15 protein-coding genes are annotated in these 15155 nt (G+C 44.8%); 8 read left to right on the top strand and 7 right to left on the bottom strand.

From position 1 onward, the window contains the following. Positions 1 to 49 precede the first annotated feature (49 nt). Positions 50 to 2566, top strand: a complete 2517-nt coding sequence (locus NFI81_RS13960; protein ID WP_234611840.1) for a M1 family metallopeptidase — start codon at positions 50 to 52, stop codon at positions 2564 to 2566. Positions 2567 to 2585: 19 nt separating this feature from the next. Here NFI81_RS13960 and NFI81_RS13955 read toward each other — a convergent pair whose 3' ends face one another. The 6 genes from NFI81_RS13955 to rplU form a co-directional block, all read right to left on the bottom strand. Beyond that, the gene (locus NFI81_RS13955) at positions 2586 to 3650 is read right to left on the bottom strand and encodes a LacI family DNA-binding transcriptional regulator (RefSeq protein ID WP_234611841.1); all 1065 of its coding nucleotides are present in this window, start codon (positions 3648 to 3650) and stop codon (positions 2586 to 2588) included. Between the two features lie 446 nt (positions 3651 to 4096). Further along, entirely contained in the window at positions 4097 to 5143 is a 1047-nt protein-coding gene (locus NFI81_RS13950) for a ferredoxin--NADP reductase (RefSeq protein ID WP_234611842.1), read from the bottom strand. 26 nt (positions 5144 to 5169) lie between these two features. Then, the gene (locus NFI81_RS13945; RefSeq protein WP_234611843.1) at positions 5170 to 6261 is read right to left on the bottom strand and encodes a hypothetical protein; all 1092 of its coding nucleotides are present in this window, start codon (positions 6259 to 6261) and stop codon (positions 5170 to 5172) included. Positions 6262 to 6341: 80 nt separating this feature from the next. Further along, entirely contained in the window at positions 6342 to 6938 is a 597-nt protein-coding gene (locus NFI81_RS13940; protein WP_234611844.1) for a NifU family protein, read from the bottom strand. A gap of 149 nt (positions 6939 to 7087) precedes the next feature. Next, positions 7088 to 7390 carry a 50S ribosomal protein L27 gene (rpmA, locus tag NFI81_RS13935; RefSeq protein ID WP_234611845.1) on the bottom strand — a complete coding sequence of 101 codons (303 nt, stop codon included), beginning with the start codon at positions 7388 to 7390 and terminating at the stop codon, positions 7088 to 7090. A gap of 42 nt (positions 7391 to 7432) precedes the next feature. Then, positions 7433 to 7744, bottom strand: a complete 312-nt coding sequence (rplU, locus tag NFI81_RS13930) for a 50S ribosomal protein L21 (protein ID WP_026632321.1) — start codon at positions 7742 to 7744, stop codon at positions 7433 to 7435. Positions 7745 to 8108: 364 nt separating this feature from the next. On the opposite strand from rplU, the gene NFI81_RS13925 reads away from it, so the two are divergent. The 6 genes from NFI81_RS13925 to NFI81_RS13900 all read left to right on the top strand — a co-directional run bounded on the left by NFI81_RS13925 (position 8109) and on the right by NFI81_RS13900 (position 12295). Beyond that, a complete protein-coding gene (locus NFI81_RS13925) occupies positions 8109 to 8765 on the top strand; it encodes a thioredoxin family protein (RefSeq protein ID WP_234611846.1) in 657 nt (218 codons plus the stop codon). Between the two features lie 22 nt (positions 8766 to 8787). After that, on the top strand, positions 8788 to 9696 hold the full coding sequence (locus NFI81_RS13920; RefSeq protein WP_234611847.1) for an SMP-30/gluconolactonase/LRE family protein: 909 nt from the start codon (positions 8788 to 8790) through the stop codon (positions 9694 to 9696). A gap of 95 nt (positions 9697 to 9791) precedes the next feature. Beyond that, entirely contained in the window at positions 9792 to 10472 is a 681-nt protein-coding gene (locus tag NFI81_RS13915; protein WP_234611848.1) for a DUF1361 domain-containing protein, read from the top strand. After that, positions 10447 to 10821 carry a diacylglycerol kinase family protein gene (locus NFI81_RS13910; RefSeq protein ID WP_234611849.1) on the top strand — a complete coding sequence of 125 codons (375 nt, stop codon included), beginning with the start codon at positions 10447 to 10449 and terminating at the stop codon, positions 10819 to 10821. Before NFI81_RS13915 ends, NFI81_RS13910 begins: the two co-directional genes overlap by 26 nt. 25 nt (positions 10822 to 10846) lie before the next feature. Beyond that, positions 10847 to 11962 carry a hypothetical protein gene (locus NFI81_RS26450; RefSeq protein WP_310589227.1) on the top strand — a complete coding sequence of 372 codons (1116 nt, stop codon included), beginning with the start codon at positions 10847 to 10849 and terminating at the stop codon, positions 11960 to 11962. Between the two features lie 36 nt (positions 11963 to 11998). After that, complete coding sequence (locus tag NFI81_RS13900; protein WP_234611850.1) at positions 11999 to 12295, top strand: winged helix-turn-helix domain-containing protein; 297 nt, start codon at positions 11999 to 12001, stop codon at positions 12293 to 12295. Positions 12296 to 12353: 58 nt separating this feature from the next. Here NFI81_RS13900 and NFI81_RS13895 read toward each other — a convergent pair whose 3' ends face one another. Further along, positions 12354 to 12854, bottom strand: coding sequence for a DUF2911 domain-containing protein (locus tag NFI81_RS13895; RefSeq protein ID WP_234611851.1), 501 nt, complete (start codon positions 12852 to 12854; stop codon positions 12354 to 12356). A 179-nt stretch (positions 12855 to 13033) separates the two neighbouring features. On the opposite strand from NFI81_RS13895, the gene recG reads away from it, so the two are divergent. Beyond that, complete coding sequence (gene recG / locus NFI81_RS13890; RefSeq protein WP_234611852.1) at positions 13034 to 15154, top strand: ATP-dependent DNA helicase RecG; 2121 nt, start codon at positions 13034 to 13036, stop codon at positions 15152 to 15154. The last annotated feature ends 1 nt before the right edge of the window (position 15155 follow it).

The following is a 15155-nucleotide window of genomic DNA, read 5'->3' as shown; positions in this document are numbered from 1 at the left end:
GGGGCTTTTTTTGAGCCGTTTGATCTATACATGCTACGCCGCTTTTTTATTGCTCTCAGTTCCTTCATATGCTTCGGAAGTTGCTGATACATTAAGGAGAAGAAATCCCGGAACCCTTAGCAAACAAGGCCCTTACCGCCCCGAACGGCCACGCAAAAGTGACATTCTTTACACCCGTCTTGATGTCGCATTCGATTGGGAAAAACAACAGGTCCCGGCGTCGGCGGTGTTAATGTTCAAGCCGCATTTTTATCCGCAAAACACGCTGGAACTGGACGCCAAAGGTTTTGATATCAAAAGCATCTCATTAATGGACACCGTAGGCGATTACGGTTCATTATCCACAGAGGATATTCAGGGTAAAATCAAGAAAAAGCTCGAATACACTTACGATAAGCGTAAGTTGCTGATCAAACTGGACCAAAGCTATACCAGAAAAGATACAGTTTATGTAAAGATCGATTATGTCGCACGCCCGAACGACGTTCCGCGCGACAAACCAGGCGATAGCGCCTCTGAAAAAGGCCTTTATTTCATCAATGCCGATGGAATGGACGAAGGCAAGCCAAAGCAGATCTGGACGCAGGGCGAAACCGAGGGAAGCAGCTGCTGGTTCCCGACCATTGATGCGCCTAACCAGAAATTCACACAGGACTTTTACATTACGGTCGACAGTACTTATAAAACCTTGTCAAACGGGCTGCTGGTTGCGCAGAATGACGGCAAAAAAGGAACCCGTACGGATCATTGGAAACAATCACTCCCACATGCGCCTTACTTGGCGATGATGGCGGTGGGCGATTTTGTTGTGGCCAAAGATATGATGCCTAATGGCTTGGAGCTCAGTTATTATGTTGAGCCAAAATACGGGCAGGACGCACACGCCATTTTTGGTCGCACGCCTGAAATGATGGGCTTTTTTACCAATGTTTTTGGTGTTGAATATCCCTGGGAAAAGTATGCACAGATTGCCGTGAGGGACTTTGTGGCAGGTGCGATGGAAAATACAACGGCCACTGTTCACGAAGAAGGAGTTCAGAATGACGCACGATCACTGGTTGACGGTAATTCGGACGCTGTGATCGCACATGAGCTGGCGCATCATTGGTTTGGTGACTATGTAACTGCTGAGGAATGGGGGCAACTGCCATTGAATGAGTCATTTGCAAACTATTCCGAATATCTGTGGAGTGAGTATAACAACGGAAAATACGAGGCTGACTGGCAGAATTTACAGGAAATGAAGGCCTACCTGGCTGAATCCGAAACAAAGCAGGTGCCCATGATCCGCTATTTTTATAAGGATCGCGAGAATATGTTCGATAGCCATTCCTATGCAAAGGGCGGCCGTATCCTGCATATGTTGCGTAATTACGTGGGTGACGATGCGTTTTTTGCTTCGCTTCAAAATTATCTCAAAACACACGCGTTCGGCACGGCGGAAATTGATGATCTGAGAATGTCTTTTGAAAAAGTCACGGGCGAAGATTTGAACTGGTTTTTTGACCAATGGTTTCAGCGTCCCGGACATCCTGTGATTAAGATCCAGCAGGAATACACTGCCGGAAAAGTGCTTTTGAAACTGAAACAAACACAAGATACGCTCACCACCACAGTTTACCGTCTTCCTTTAAAAGTGGATGTATGGGTAAGCGGCAAGAAAAACCAGTATAATGTGGTGGTTGACAAGGTGACGCAAACGCTGGAATTTCCCGCAGCCAAAAAGCCTGATCTGGTCGTTTTTGACGCAGATGCACAACTGTTAGGCGTTGTGGAGCATGAAAAGAACAGGCGTGAAATGGAGTTTCAATATGTGAATAGTGACCGTTTTCTGCACAAATACGAGGCATTGGCATCATTGGAAGGAAGCCTCACAGACACACTTGCCCGCACAATTCTGGTGAAAGCCATGACTGATCCGTTCTGGAAATTCCGCCAGATGGCCATCAGCAACTTTGCAGAATATGACGGAGACGGCTTCGCCGACATTGAAAAGACAATTCAAAGCGCTGCCCGCATGGACGCGCACCCGCAAGTACGCTCGGAGGCCATGATCACGTTGGCTTCGTTTGGTGATAATAACAGCGATTCTTTATTCAGAGAGGCACTAAGTGATAGTTCTTATCAGGTCGTTTCAGTGGCGATTGAGAAATATCTGATGGCACAACCTACCGATGCGAATGAAATAGCCGCACAGTTTGAAAACAGCCCTAATGACGCCATTGTGACTTCCGTAGGTAATTATTACGCAGGACTTGCTCAGCCGGAGCGGTTTGATTGGTTCCTGGAAAAAATGAAAGCCATGAAACCGACCGAGAAGTACAATTTCTTACAGGTTTTTGGAAAGTATCTGATCAAATCCAAGCAGGATGTGCAGCGCAAAAGCATTCCGGTCCTCGAAGGCCTGGCGCGCGACAATCCTTCCTATTTCGTCCGGTTTGGCGCGTTTCAGGCATTGGGTTTATTGACCGACATTCAGGGCGTGGCGGCTTTGCGGAAAGACATCCGTGCAAAGGAAATGGAGCCCAAGCTGAAAGAAATGTACAGCCAGTTCGGCGATCTGTAAGCAACGTTGCACATTCAACTTATTGGGGATCAAGATAATAGTCCAGGTTTTCCTTCGTAATAATATCCAGAGGCAGGAATTTGATGGGCTGAATGTCCTTTTTGAAAACCAGAAAATTAGCTAACTGGTGAATGCCCCAATAGCCTTGCCCCAACGGGTTTTGATTGATCAGGAAATTAATGATCTCTTTTTCCAGATAATTCAGATTAGGCGTTAAAAGATCGTATCCAACCAGTTTAATGTGTTTTAAAGCCTTCTTTTCCAGATAGGAAGCCACTTCGAATGCTTTTGAATTGGTCACATAAACCGCATTCAGATCAGGCTCTGCCATCAATATCGCATCCAGCTGATCGTCAAGCGTTTCGCCATCGGGGAAATTGATCTCTTTGCTAATGATCTTGAACTTAGAATCGTGCTTGTCTGATTTGAAATAATCACGGAAACCAGCCTCCTTGGTGATTAAGTGCGCTGAATTAGAAATGTCTTCATTGACATGCGCAACCAAAACAGTTCCCGGCGACTGCAACCCAAAACTCAGGATCTTGGCGGCTAGTGAACCGCTCCGGTATGAGTCCTGTCCGATGTAACACAGCGGGTTAACATGTTCAATTTGTGTATTAAAAAGCACATATGGAATGTTCAAACCTGCCCATTCCTCGAAAAACGGCAATGCTTCTTTATAGAAAACCGGTGCGATCAAAAGTCCGTCGGGATGTTCTTTGGAGACTTCCCTGGCCTTGGCGATAAAGGATTGTTCTTCGTGTGAATTAAAAATGAACAGGCTGATGTAAACGCCATATTGCCGCAACTCTTTTTCAGCCTTTTCGAGCCCTATTTTCGGAGCCTCCCAGTACGAATCGGCATCCGGATCGGGGATAAGCACGGCCAGGTTATACGTCCGCTGCGACTTTAATGATTGTGCGATGAAATTGGGTTCGTAATTAAGCTCTTTGATAATGCTCAAAATGCGCTCACGCACATCATCGGCGACCCTGCCACGGTTATGCAAAACCCGGTCCACTGTTCCTTTCGACGTTTGGGCCTTTTCTGCTATATCTTTAATTCTGACGATTCTCTTTTTCACTGTCTTTCGGTATTCAATATTCTTCCTTTTTCGGTTGCTAAGGCGAATATCAAATTTTTATTTGAAGGATATACGGTTTAAAATAAACTTATACACGCAGCACAATACTTTTCAAATTTTTTTTATGATAAATTTGAGATTCTCCCAAAATGAATTTAGTTTTACCCTATAAAAATCCAGTTTCCTGGAAACGCCCGGGTACGATCCCGACATGCGTTTTTATGTGTGTGCTCGAACACTTTTTTAAATTTTGATTGGAATAACCGATTTTACAATTAATTTTGTCAAAAAGATCTCAATTAAAATATTATTCTACGTTCCTCGGACTTAACACTTGAAAGAACCTAACCTTTAACCTTTTTCAGAATTACTACCCACTTTTCTGCTAATCCTAAATCCATAATGAAGCGTACGAACTCATATTCGTGCGCTTTTTACTTACCAGCCTAGATTATTTCAATTGAAACGTCTTCTGAATCAGCATAAGCTGAGCATGTGAGAATCCAGCCATCCTGCAAATCGCGGTCAGTTAGCACTTCATTCACACTCATATGCACCTTACCACGCTTGCATAGGCCCGCACAGGTGGCGCACCGGCCGCCCTTGCAGCTATAAGGGAGGTAAATGCCGGCGGCTAGTGCTGCATCCAGAATAGTTGTATGCGCAGGAACAAACAGGTCGTGCATCCGGCCATGAAAATTGAGTTTGACCACATGCGGATAAGAGACCGGCGGAGATGGCGGAGGGGAAGGAATAACGAAATTCTCCTTCCGGACCTGTAAAGAAGAAAACCCCATATAATGTAAAGTGATCTCCACCGAACGCATTAATTCATAGGGACCACATATGAAGAATCTTGCACTTTGAGGCTGGAAGTGGAGTGATTTACTGATCAGTTGCTCCAATCGCGTGTTGTTGATCCGGCCCCGGAGACCATTCCAATCATCCAGCGGCTGGCTGTGAATGTGAACCACTTTAAGGCGTTCGGGGAAATTTTCCTGCCACTTTTGAATTTGATTATGGAAAAGCGCGTGCTGCACATTGCGACTGGCATAAAGTAACGTAATGTTGCTTTCTTTTTCCTGGGTAAGTGTTTGTTTTAAAATTGAAAAAAGCGGCGTAATGCCACTTCCTGCCGCGATCAGCACGATGTCACGGGATGTTCCGAGCGCATCTTCCAGAACAAAGCGGCCCGACGGTGGCAGCACATTAAATTGATGTCCGATCTTCACATGATCAATCCAGAATCGTGAAATCTCGCCATTGGGCACCCGCTTCACGGTAATGGCCGGATCTTCATCCACGTCCGGGGCTGAACTCATGGAGTAGGAGCGCCTGGTTTCATGCCCGTGCACAGGAATCAGGAATGTAAGAAATTGCCCTGCCTTGTATGTAAAAGCTTGTTTATTAGTCCTTTCGAAAACAAAAGTCTTTGCATCAGCTGCTTCATTGATAATGTGCTTTACTCGCAAAGAAATCGTGGCTTCGGACATGGGAAAATGTATAATGGAATGAAAGCTTAACGCTGATTTTGCGCAGCGTTGTTCCAAAGTGTCTCATATTCTGCCAAAAGTGTCCAGCAATGTGCTTCACAAACCCAACGCATATGGAATAATGGACTGGCTGCCAATTTGTAAAGCAACGGATTCTCATACGCGGTAAGCAAACCGGCTATGAAGAAATAAAAATTCTGAAAGTCCTTTTTGGTGAAATTTTCGACTGGTATCCGCTCTGTAATGACCCCCAATCGTATCAGCGAAGAAGCGATAATGACCTTATCCATCGGATGTTTGTATGCTTTCAGCATCATTTTCGCATCAGCAATCAGTCTGCTCTTGATCGTCCGCAAGGGAGCCGGCTCGAATGCGGCCACCAACCGCGCCACGTGATAAATAATAAGAGGGGTCCTGGGATATTGGTGTGCACATCGGAATGGGGCCTTGATATGGCGATCCGTCTCAATTACCGACCTGATATAGTATAGACTGTCTTCATCATAATAATTTAGCGGCAAATTATAATTGTATATGCAATACATCAGGTTACTAAGCACGCAAACGTCGAATTCGACATACATGTTTTTGCCAAACCAGGTGGAATATGCGTTCAGGTTTTTATAATCCGGAAAAGTGTTGCGCACGCGGAAATTGTCACCATTGGCATGCAGGATCAGCTTATCTTTCAGCCAGGCCAATTCCGTTTCCGTGGGCTGGGTTGTGAGATAAACTAATGATGTGTCATCGACGTCGTCGGGAATCCTGAAATGTTCGAAACGGCGGAAAATGTGGCCGTTTGGGAAGTGTTGGGACGGCTTGGTTTTCCAGAAATTATAAGTTTTGAGGCCGTCTTTATTCTGAAAGTCCGGGTAATTTTTAATGATACTATTGCAAATCTCCTTGATCAGTTTTTGCTGTTCCGCATCTGCATATTTTGCGATGGACTGTAATGTGAAGCAAATGATTGCCGAAAAAAAGATGGTGGTATCGGGACGACGGTAACCAATTGATCTGTTTTCTCTGTGTGCCGGGAAAATTCCGTCCGGAAAATAGGGTTCGCCATTGGACTGGAGACTTTCGATTTGATCCAGGAAAAATTGCAGCGGTTGCTTCATGGGCCGAAACTAACAAAAGGCGACAAAAAAAGAAACCCCATCACGAGTGACAGGGTTTCGATAGCGGGCATTAAAATATTTTACACGCCTTCGGCAACTACTTCCTTTACATCCGGTACCATGCGTGTAAGAAGGTTTTCTATACCGGCCTTCAATGTTAATGTCGAAGACGGGCAACCGCTGCATGAACCTTGGAGCAACACCTTTACAACGCCGGAATCCTCATTAAACGAATGGAAATTGATCGCGCCGCCATCGGATTCAACAGCCGGGCGAACATACTGGTCTAACGCAGCTTTGATTTTTTGAACGGTGTCAGAGTCTCTGGAATCAACAATCAATGTGTTTTTGTCGATCGTTTGTTGCGCAAAAACAGGATGATTTTCTTCAAAATATATTTTAATAAATTGCTTTGTGTCTCTCAAAACTTCTTCCCAGGCGGTCACATCATCTTTGGTAATGGTGACAAAGTTGCTGGCTATAAAAACTCTTTTTACATGTGGAAACTGAAAAAGATCGGAAGCCAGTGGTGAAGCTTTTCCTTCTTCCAGAGCCGCTTCCAGCGAAGGATAATCAAATGAAAGTCCATCCGGCACCAACTCAAAGTTGAGCACAAATTTCATCGAATTCGGGTTCGGACTTAATTCTGTATATACAAAAACCGGGCGTGTCAGCATTTGGTAATAATGTTTTAAACGGGTAAATGATTTGTCTGGTAAACAAGCAAACCAAAGTTTTGGTTTGGTGTTTTCTTTTAAACATAAAAAAACCCAAAGGACTATAAATCCTTCGGGTTTAATATAATGGTCAAATTTTGACTTGCTGACTATGCTTCTGCTGTAACAGGAGCGGCTGCCGCAGCGGATTCAGTAACAGCAATAGGCTCAATGTGAACGTATGACTTGTTCTGACGCGTTTTGCGGAAAACTACATTGCCTGCAACCAATGCAAATAACGTATGGTCACGGCCAATGCCTACATTGTTACCAGGATTGTGTTTCGTTCCACGCTGACGAACCAGGATATTTCCTGCTTTGGCAAGCTGGCCACCGAATAATTTTACTCCCAGACGCTTGCTTTCCGATTCACGTCCGTTTCTCGAGCTACCTACACCTTTCTTATGTGCCATGATATCTTAACTATTAATTATAATTTCTTTATTTAAAACTGATTAAGCTACGATTTCGTCAATGCTGATCTTCGTCAGATACTGACGGTGACCATTCTTAACTTTGTAACCTTTACGTCTTTTCTTCTTGAAGACGATCACTTTTTCACCTTTAAGGTGTTCAAGGACAGTTGCTTTAACAGAAGCGCCTGCAACTGTTGGAAGACCTACCTGTACTGTGCCTGCGGTATCAACCAGAAGGACTTTGTCAAACACAAGAGCAGCGTTCACGTCACCTTCAAGCCTATGCGTGAAGATTTCGAGACCCTTTTCAACCTTAAATTGCTGACCTGCGATTTCTACGATTGCGTACATGTTAATAAATTATGTAAAACTGATTTCTAAAATGAGGTGCAAAGATAGACAGTTGTATACAGAATTACAATGCTTTAACGCAAATCTTCACCAACTTATGGGGTAATTTGGTCGGTGTTATGGAGATAGCATAGTTACAAATTAGGGGGGCACTGGTTCTGAGTTGTCTTAATGGTAGCTGAAAAATTGGCACTGCTTAGAATTATTTGTACCATTATGGTTAAAGTTGTCCAAAACATTACCTTTATATGATAACCAGCAGTCCTAACGTTCAACCATTGAATTAACAAAAGTTAACAGTCTGATCTGTTACTTTATTGCCTAATTTACGTCTAACCATAGCATGAGTAATAAAAGCAAAAAAATGAAAATTTGTTTATGGATTTTAATGATTTTAGGTATAGGATTGTTCACGCCGGCAGAGGCTATTGATAGCCGGTTGCTGTTGAACGAAATAGGGCCGGTTGTAAGTCAGACGGGCGGTTACCAGGTGGGCGATGCAGCGGCCAGCTTCCGGCTTAAAAGTACGGACGGCAGCATGGTTTCCCTAAATGATTTTAACAATGCAAAGGGCGTAATCGTCATTTTTACGAGTAATCATTGTCCTTTTGCCAAAGCCTACGAAGACCGCATTATTGCGCTCAATAATAAGTTTGCTTCTCAGGGCTTTCCGGTCATTGCGATCAATCCCAGTGACCCCGGAACGCATCAGGACGATACATTTGAAAAATTGAAAGAGCGTGCGGCTTCAAAAGGATATGGTTATCCCTATCTGGTGGACGATTCGCAGCAAGTCGCGAAAGCATTTGGCGCAGGGCGTACACCGCAGGTTTATATTTTGCAAAAAAACGGGGCTAAGTTTACGGTACGCTACATTGGTATGATCGATGATAATCCGCAGGACCCGGCTGGCGTTACGAAACTCTATGCAGACGAAGCGGTTAGCAATCTTTTAACAGGTAAACCAGTTGTAACAACCATTACCAAACCGGTTGGCTGCGCGATCAAGTGGAAAAATTAGTGACTTTTCGATATTCCTGATTATGAATAGATTTTTTCTCCTCCTCATTTTCTGCGCCGCTCTTGTTCAGGAGTCTTTTGCGCAAACCAAAAGTAAAAAATTCTCAACAGAGGGCGAATTTACAAGCAATTGCGAAGGCCCGGCTGTGGACAGCGAAGGCAATGTATATGCCGTGAATTTTGCACGCGACGGGACAGTGGCCATTATGAGCAAGAAAGGGAGTGCCAGTTTCTTTGTGACGCTTCCCAAAGGCAGCACCGGAAATGGAATCCGGTTTGCCGACAAAAACACTTTCTACGTAGCGGATTTTACCGGGCATAATGTCTTAAAAGTGAATCTGCTCACAAAAGACATTTCCGTTTTTGCCAATGAGCCTAAAATGAACCAGCCCAACGATTTGGCTATCACGGCGAAAGGTCACGTTTTTTGCTCAGATCCGAACTGGAAGGAAGGAACAGGCCAGATCTGGCACGTTTCACCCGAAGGCAAAACGCGCTTGGTAGCAGAAAATATGGGGACTACCAATGGAATTGACATAAGCCCGGACGAAAAAAAATTATATGTCAACGAGAGCGTGCAAAGGAATGTTTGGGTTTTTGACCTGGCACCGGACGGTTCTTTATCCAACAAAAAACTGCTGCACAAATTTGAGGACGGCGGAATGGACGGCATGCGGTGTGACGTGGAAGGCAATCTCTACATTGCCCGACATGGAAAAGGCGAAGTCGCTGTGCTGTCGCCGGAAGGCAAAGTGATCCAGACGATTACGACCATTGGTAAGAAGGTTTCCAACATTTGCTTTGGCGGAAAAAATGGCAAAACCTGCTACATTACCCTGCAAGACCGCGGCTGCCTGGAAACTTTCAAGGCCAATACGGCTGGAAGAGAATGGGCAATGATGAAAGCTTTTGAAGCGGTCAGCAAAAAATAATACCTCACATTTTCTTAAAAAGGCGGACGACAAGTTTGAAAACTAGAACTCGTTTCACTTACTTTGTAATTCAAAGTACTTTAAACTAATCACAAATGTTGGAAAAACTGGTACGCTATCTCCAAAGTAATCAAAAAGTCGCTCTGCTGGCTTTCGTTTCATCCGCTGCAATGACATTGCTGTTATTCAGGATGCTCATTCACAACTGGGATTTTATTTTCCTGGCCTGGAACCTGTTTTTGGCTTGGGTGCCGCTGGTTTTTATCAAATCCGTCTGGGAAATGGAAGCGCGGCGCAGATTGCCATTCGGGCTGTTAATGGGTTATCTGATGATTTGGTTGCTATTTTTTCCCAATGCGCCCTACATTATTACGGATCTCAAACATTTGAAAGGTGCTCCTGAAAACATCATCTGGTATGACGCGCTCATGATCTTTACATTCTCAGTTGCGGGCTTCCTGACGGGCTTGTACAGCATCCGCATTGTGCACAGGATCATTACGCGCCGCTGGAACGAGCGGCTGGCATGGCTGGCTATTTTAATATCTATGGTAATGAGCGGGTTTGGCATATTTCTGGGTCGTTATGGCCGGTGGAACAGCTGGGATATCGTTACGCAGCCGGGTGCGCTCGCGCGGGGCATTTTCAAAAGCTTACAGGACCCAATGGCCATAAAACACACATTGACGTTTTCGTTCGTGCTGATGTTGTTGTACTTTGCGTTCCATATTTTCGCAGAACTCAAACAAAATGAACGGACCCATAGATTTTCTTAAAGCCGCGCGCAGCTTTCGCTTTGCGGGGGTGGGGATTTACAATCTATTTCGCTACGAGAACAACGCACGCATTCATTTGATGGCTTGTATCCTGGTATTGATGGCAGGAGTGTTTTTCGATATTTCAAGTGTGGAATGGACTATTATCATTATTCAAATTGCGCTTGTGCTGGCTGCGGAGGCATTTAATACATCCATTGAAAAGCTGGCCGATCTAGTCATGCCCGATTATCACCCGGTTATTAAAGTTGTAAAAGACACAGCTGCAGCGGCAGTGCTGCTCCTGGCGATTTCTGCGGTGCTGGTCGGCCTCATCATTTTTGTCCCAAAGTTTTTGCTCCTTTTTTGATATAACGCTTTTTACAATCTGTTTTATGAATTCAAACGAGGACTCTCTGCACACCTTAAATGAGATCCGCAGCCTGATGGAGCGGTCATCGAAGTTTTTGTCACTAAGCGGGTTAAGCGGTGTTTTTATTGGCATTTTCGCGCTAATAGGTGCTGGTGTGGCTTATGTCAAATTTAAAACGGACTGGCTTGCTGAAATCGCAGCACCCGTTGCACCTTACAGCGAAGGTCATCGCGAAGATGTTGCGCGGTTTTTGATCGTTGATGGCTGTTGTGTGTTATTTTTTTCACTGGCTATCGGCACTATCCTGACAGTTCGCAAAGGAAAGAAAAGAGGGCTCACGGTGTGGAACGGAAGCTCGAAAAGATTGTTGGTTGGAATGCTTGTTCCGCTTTTGACGGGTGGGATTTTTTGCCTGAGCATGTTGCTTTACCATCATATGATATGGATTGTATTTCCCGCCACATTAATTTTTTACGGCATCGCATTGGTCAATGCCAGCAAATTCACTTATCCTGAGCTCTTTTATATGGGCATTTGCGAAATCGCCCTCGGCAGCCTGACGCTTTTTTTAACGAACTACTCGCTCCTGTTTTGGTCGCTGGGTTTTGGCGTGCTTCATATTATTTATGGATTAGCGATGTATAACCGTTACGAACGCGAAAAAATAACAGCGACAAGCAAGTCTTCCGCAAAAGGACTTTTCGGAATTTTGTTTGTGCTTGCCTCATTCGTCTGCAATGCGCAAAGTCCGTCGGACAGCACGCTTCGCCAGGTCAAACGTTGGTATGATAAGGAAACCATTTACCTGCAGGGAAATGGTTATATAAAAGACAATGTTTATTACAGAGGCCAGAGAGCGTTGAAGAACGAGTTTGCTTTCTCACAGGGCGGATTTGAGCTGTTCAGGAAATCCCGCCGCACAAGGGGAATTGCAACGGTAATCTCTGTTGCGGGTGCTATTGGTTCTATCAGTTCGCTGGTTTCAGGAAACCGGAATAACGTAAAGACATTTTTCTGGGTTTCACTCGGAACAGGATTGGTATCAACCATTTTGACGGTTCAGGCCAATAGTCAGCGGGATCAGGCGATTTGGCTTCGTAACAGGGATGCTATGCTGTTTTTGGAAGCCAATAAATAATCTGTTGTTGTTGACTTGGTTTAAAAGCAAGTATAAATGGAGTGGTTAGAGAAGTTCAATAAAGTTTTTGAAAGTAAAATTAGGCTTGGGCTGATGTCTGTGCTTGTGGTGAATGATGCGCTCAGTTTTAATGAATTAAAAGAACTTTTGCAGCTGACTGACGGAAACCTGGCTTCTCACTTGAAAGCACTGGAAGAAACAAAATACATCGAATTTCAAAAGCAATTCCTTGGCAGAAAGCCCTTAACAACCTACAAAGCTACGGACGAGGGGCATAAGGCATTTACAGATCATTTGCAGGTGCTGGAAAACATGATCCGGCAGAATCTATAGGACAAAAAGCGGGCAACTTTCAATGGAAAGTTGCCCGCTTTTTGTCTCTGTATTCACATTAAAACTTCAAAGGAACCGAGAAGCCGGTTTTATCCCATTGGAAATCAAGCGAAGTGGCGGTTGATTTGAATGTAAGTTTTTCCTCTGATGCAGGATATGTTTTGCTTGGTACAGTCACTTTCAAAACATCTTTGCCTTTGTTCTTGTCGTAGTCGTAAGCGCCGGATTGTCCCAGAACGCTGTTCAGGATAACAGTCCATTCTTTTTCTCCCGGAATTGTGAAAAGGCTGTAAGTGCCTGCTTTCACCGCTTTGCCAGCAAACATTCCGTCTTTCTTGAATGTGATTTCAGTAGAAGCATTTGCGCCGGTTCTCCATACTTTGCCATATTTTTCCAAACTTTCGCTTCCATCCTTGCCAAAAAGAACCCTTCCTTTTTTCGAAGGCTGACCGTAAGCAATGCTAACATTCGGGCCGTCGGTTGTTACTCTCGGGCTTTGTGCGGATGCCCATGTGAACGCAACCAATGTCAGGAAAAGTGTTAAAAATGTGGTTTTCATAAAAGGTAAAAATTGATTTTAGGTGGATAAAATTAATAATCCAACGAAATACGCAATTCAAAAGTTGTGAACCAAGCCTGTTAGTTTTAAAATCACCGATAAGCGGTGACATTAACGTTGATTAACATATCGGAGGTTGTTAACCTTTGTTTTTTATGATTTCGCCCTATATTTGAACAATGACTTCTGATGCAATCCAAACGGTAAGAACACGCTTCTTTGATACAAAAATCGAGTTTTTGAAAGGAGTGGGCCCGCAGAAAGCGGCGCTGCTCAATCAGGAGCTGGGGATTTTTACGTTTGGAGATCTCATCCAGCATTATCCCTTCCGGCACGAAGACAGAACTGTTTTTCACAAGATCAAGGACCTGAACGATCAACTTCCGGCCGCTCAGGTCAAGGGCAGGCTGCGTGAATGGACCATGACGGGGGAGGGGAATAAAAAGCGGCTCGTTGCTTACTTCACGGATGGTACGGGGATATTGGAACTCGTTTGGTTTCAGAGCATTGCGTGGTACGAAAAGAACCTTCGCCCGAATACGGAATACATTGTTTTTGGCAAACCGGTCGCTTTCGGTGGCAGATGGAGCATAATGCACCCGGAGCTGGACTTGATCACCCCGGAAAACGAAAATGGTGGTTTTTGGCAGCCTATTTATCCTCTTACTGAAAAGCTTCGCAGGAAATTTGTCGAGAGCCGCGCGATAAGCCGGATGATGAAATCGCTGCTGGAAATATCCAGGCCGCACATCCGCGAAACGCTTCCCGATACGCTTGTTCAGAAATACAGGCTTGTTTCCAAGGCGGACGCTCTTTGGAATTTTCACCTCCCGCAAAGCGCTCAATGGCTGCATCAGGCGCAAAGAAGGTTGAAATTTGAGGAGCTTTTTTACAATCAGTTTCGGCTGATCAAGAATAAGCTGCTGCATAAAACGGAATATCCGGGGATGATTTTCAACCACACCAACCTGGTAAAGCAGTTTTATGAACATCATTTGCCGTTTACATTAACCAATGCACAGATCAAAGTTCTGGCGGAAATTCACGAGGACCTGAAAACCGGCCGGCAAATGAACCGCCTTTTGCAAGGCGATGTGGGCTCGGGTAAGACCATTGTGGCCTTCATTTCCATGCTTTTCGCGCTGGATAATGATGCCCAGGCCTGTTTGATGGCTCCCACAGAAATCCTTGCAGACCAGCATTATCAAGGGTTAAAGAAATTCGCAGACTTGCTCGGCGTCAACATTTGCAAACTCACCGGTTCAACTAAAAAGAAGGAAAGAGAGCTGATCCACAAGCAGTTGCTGGACGGTTCCATGCACATTATCGTAGGCACACACGCACTTATTGAAGACATTGTCCAGTTCAAAAATCTCGGGCTGTGCATTATCGACGAACAACACCGCTTCGGTGTGGCGCAAAGGGCCAAATTATGGGCCAAAAATAGCCGTATTTACCCACATATGCTGGTTATGACGGCCACACCCATTCCGCGCACGCTCGCTATGACATTATATGGCGACTTGGACATTTCGGCCATTAACGAGCTTCCTGCCGGCCGGAAACCAATCAAGACCGTGCACCGCTACGACGCGCACCGGTTGTCTGTTTTTGGTTTTTTGAAAGACGAGATCGCGAAAGGAAGGCAGATTTACATGGTTTATCCATTAATAGAAGAATCCGAAAAAATGGATTTGAAAGACTTAATGGATGGCTATGAAAGCGTTTCAAGAGCATTTCCCGATGTGCCGCTCAGCATTTTGCATGGGAAAATGAAGTCTGCCGATAAAGATTACGAAATGGCCAGATTTGTACGTGGCGAAACAAAAATTATGGTCGCGACGACGGTTATCGAAGTTGGGGTTAATGTGCCCAATGCCTCTGTTATGGTCATTGAAAATGCAGAAAGATTTGGATTGTCCCAACTACACCAGCTGCGCGGCAGGGTAGGAAGGGGCGCAGAACAATCATATTGCATCCTGATCACCGACTATAAAATCAGCAAGGAGACCAAGCTTCGTATTGAAACGATGTGCAGAACTAATGATGGTTTTGAAATTGCGGAGGTGGATCTTCAATTGCGCGGTCCCGGCGACTTGTCCGGAACGCAGCAAAGCGGCCTTTTGGATTTATTGGTGGCTAATCTGGCGCAGGATGGGGAAATATTAAAAGCTGCACGTCAATCCGCAGAAGAAATCCTGAATACAGATCCCGACCTGCTCCAACCTGTAAACCAACCCATTCGTTCGCATATTGAACATATGGGCAAGGAGGCGACCAATTGGAGCAGGATCAGCTAAG

It is taken from the genome of Dyadobacter fanqingshengii (genome assembly GCF_023822005.2).
In the GTDB taxonomy this organism is placed as follows: domain Bacteria; phylum Bacteroidota; class Bacteroidia; order Cytophagales; family Spirosomataceae; genus Dyadobacter; species Dyadobacter fanqingshengii.
Note: the sequence above shows the minus strand (reverse complement) of the source record. Positions and strands in the feature narration are given on the sequence as shown.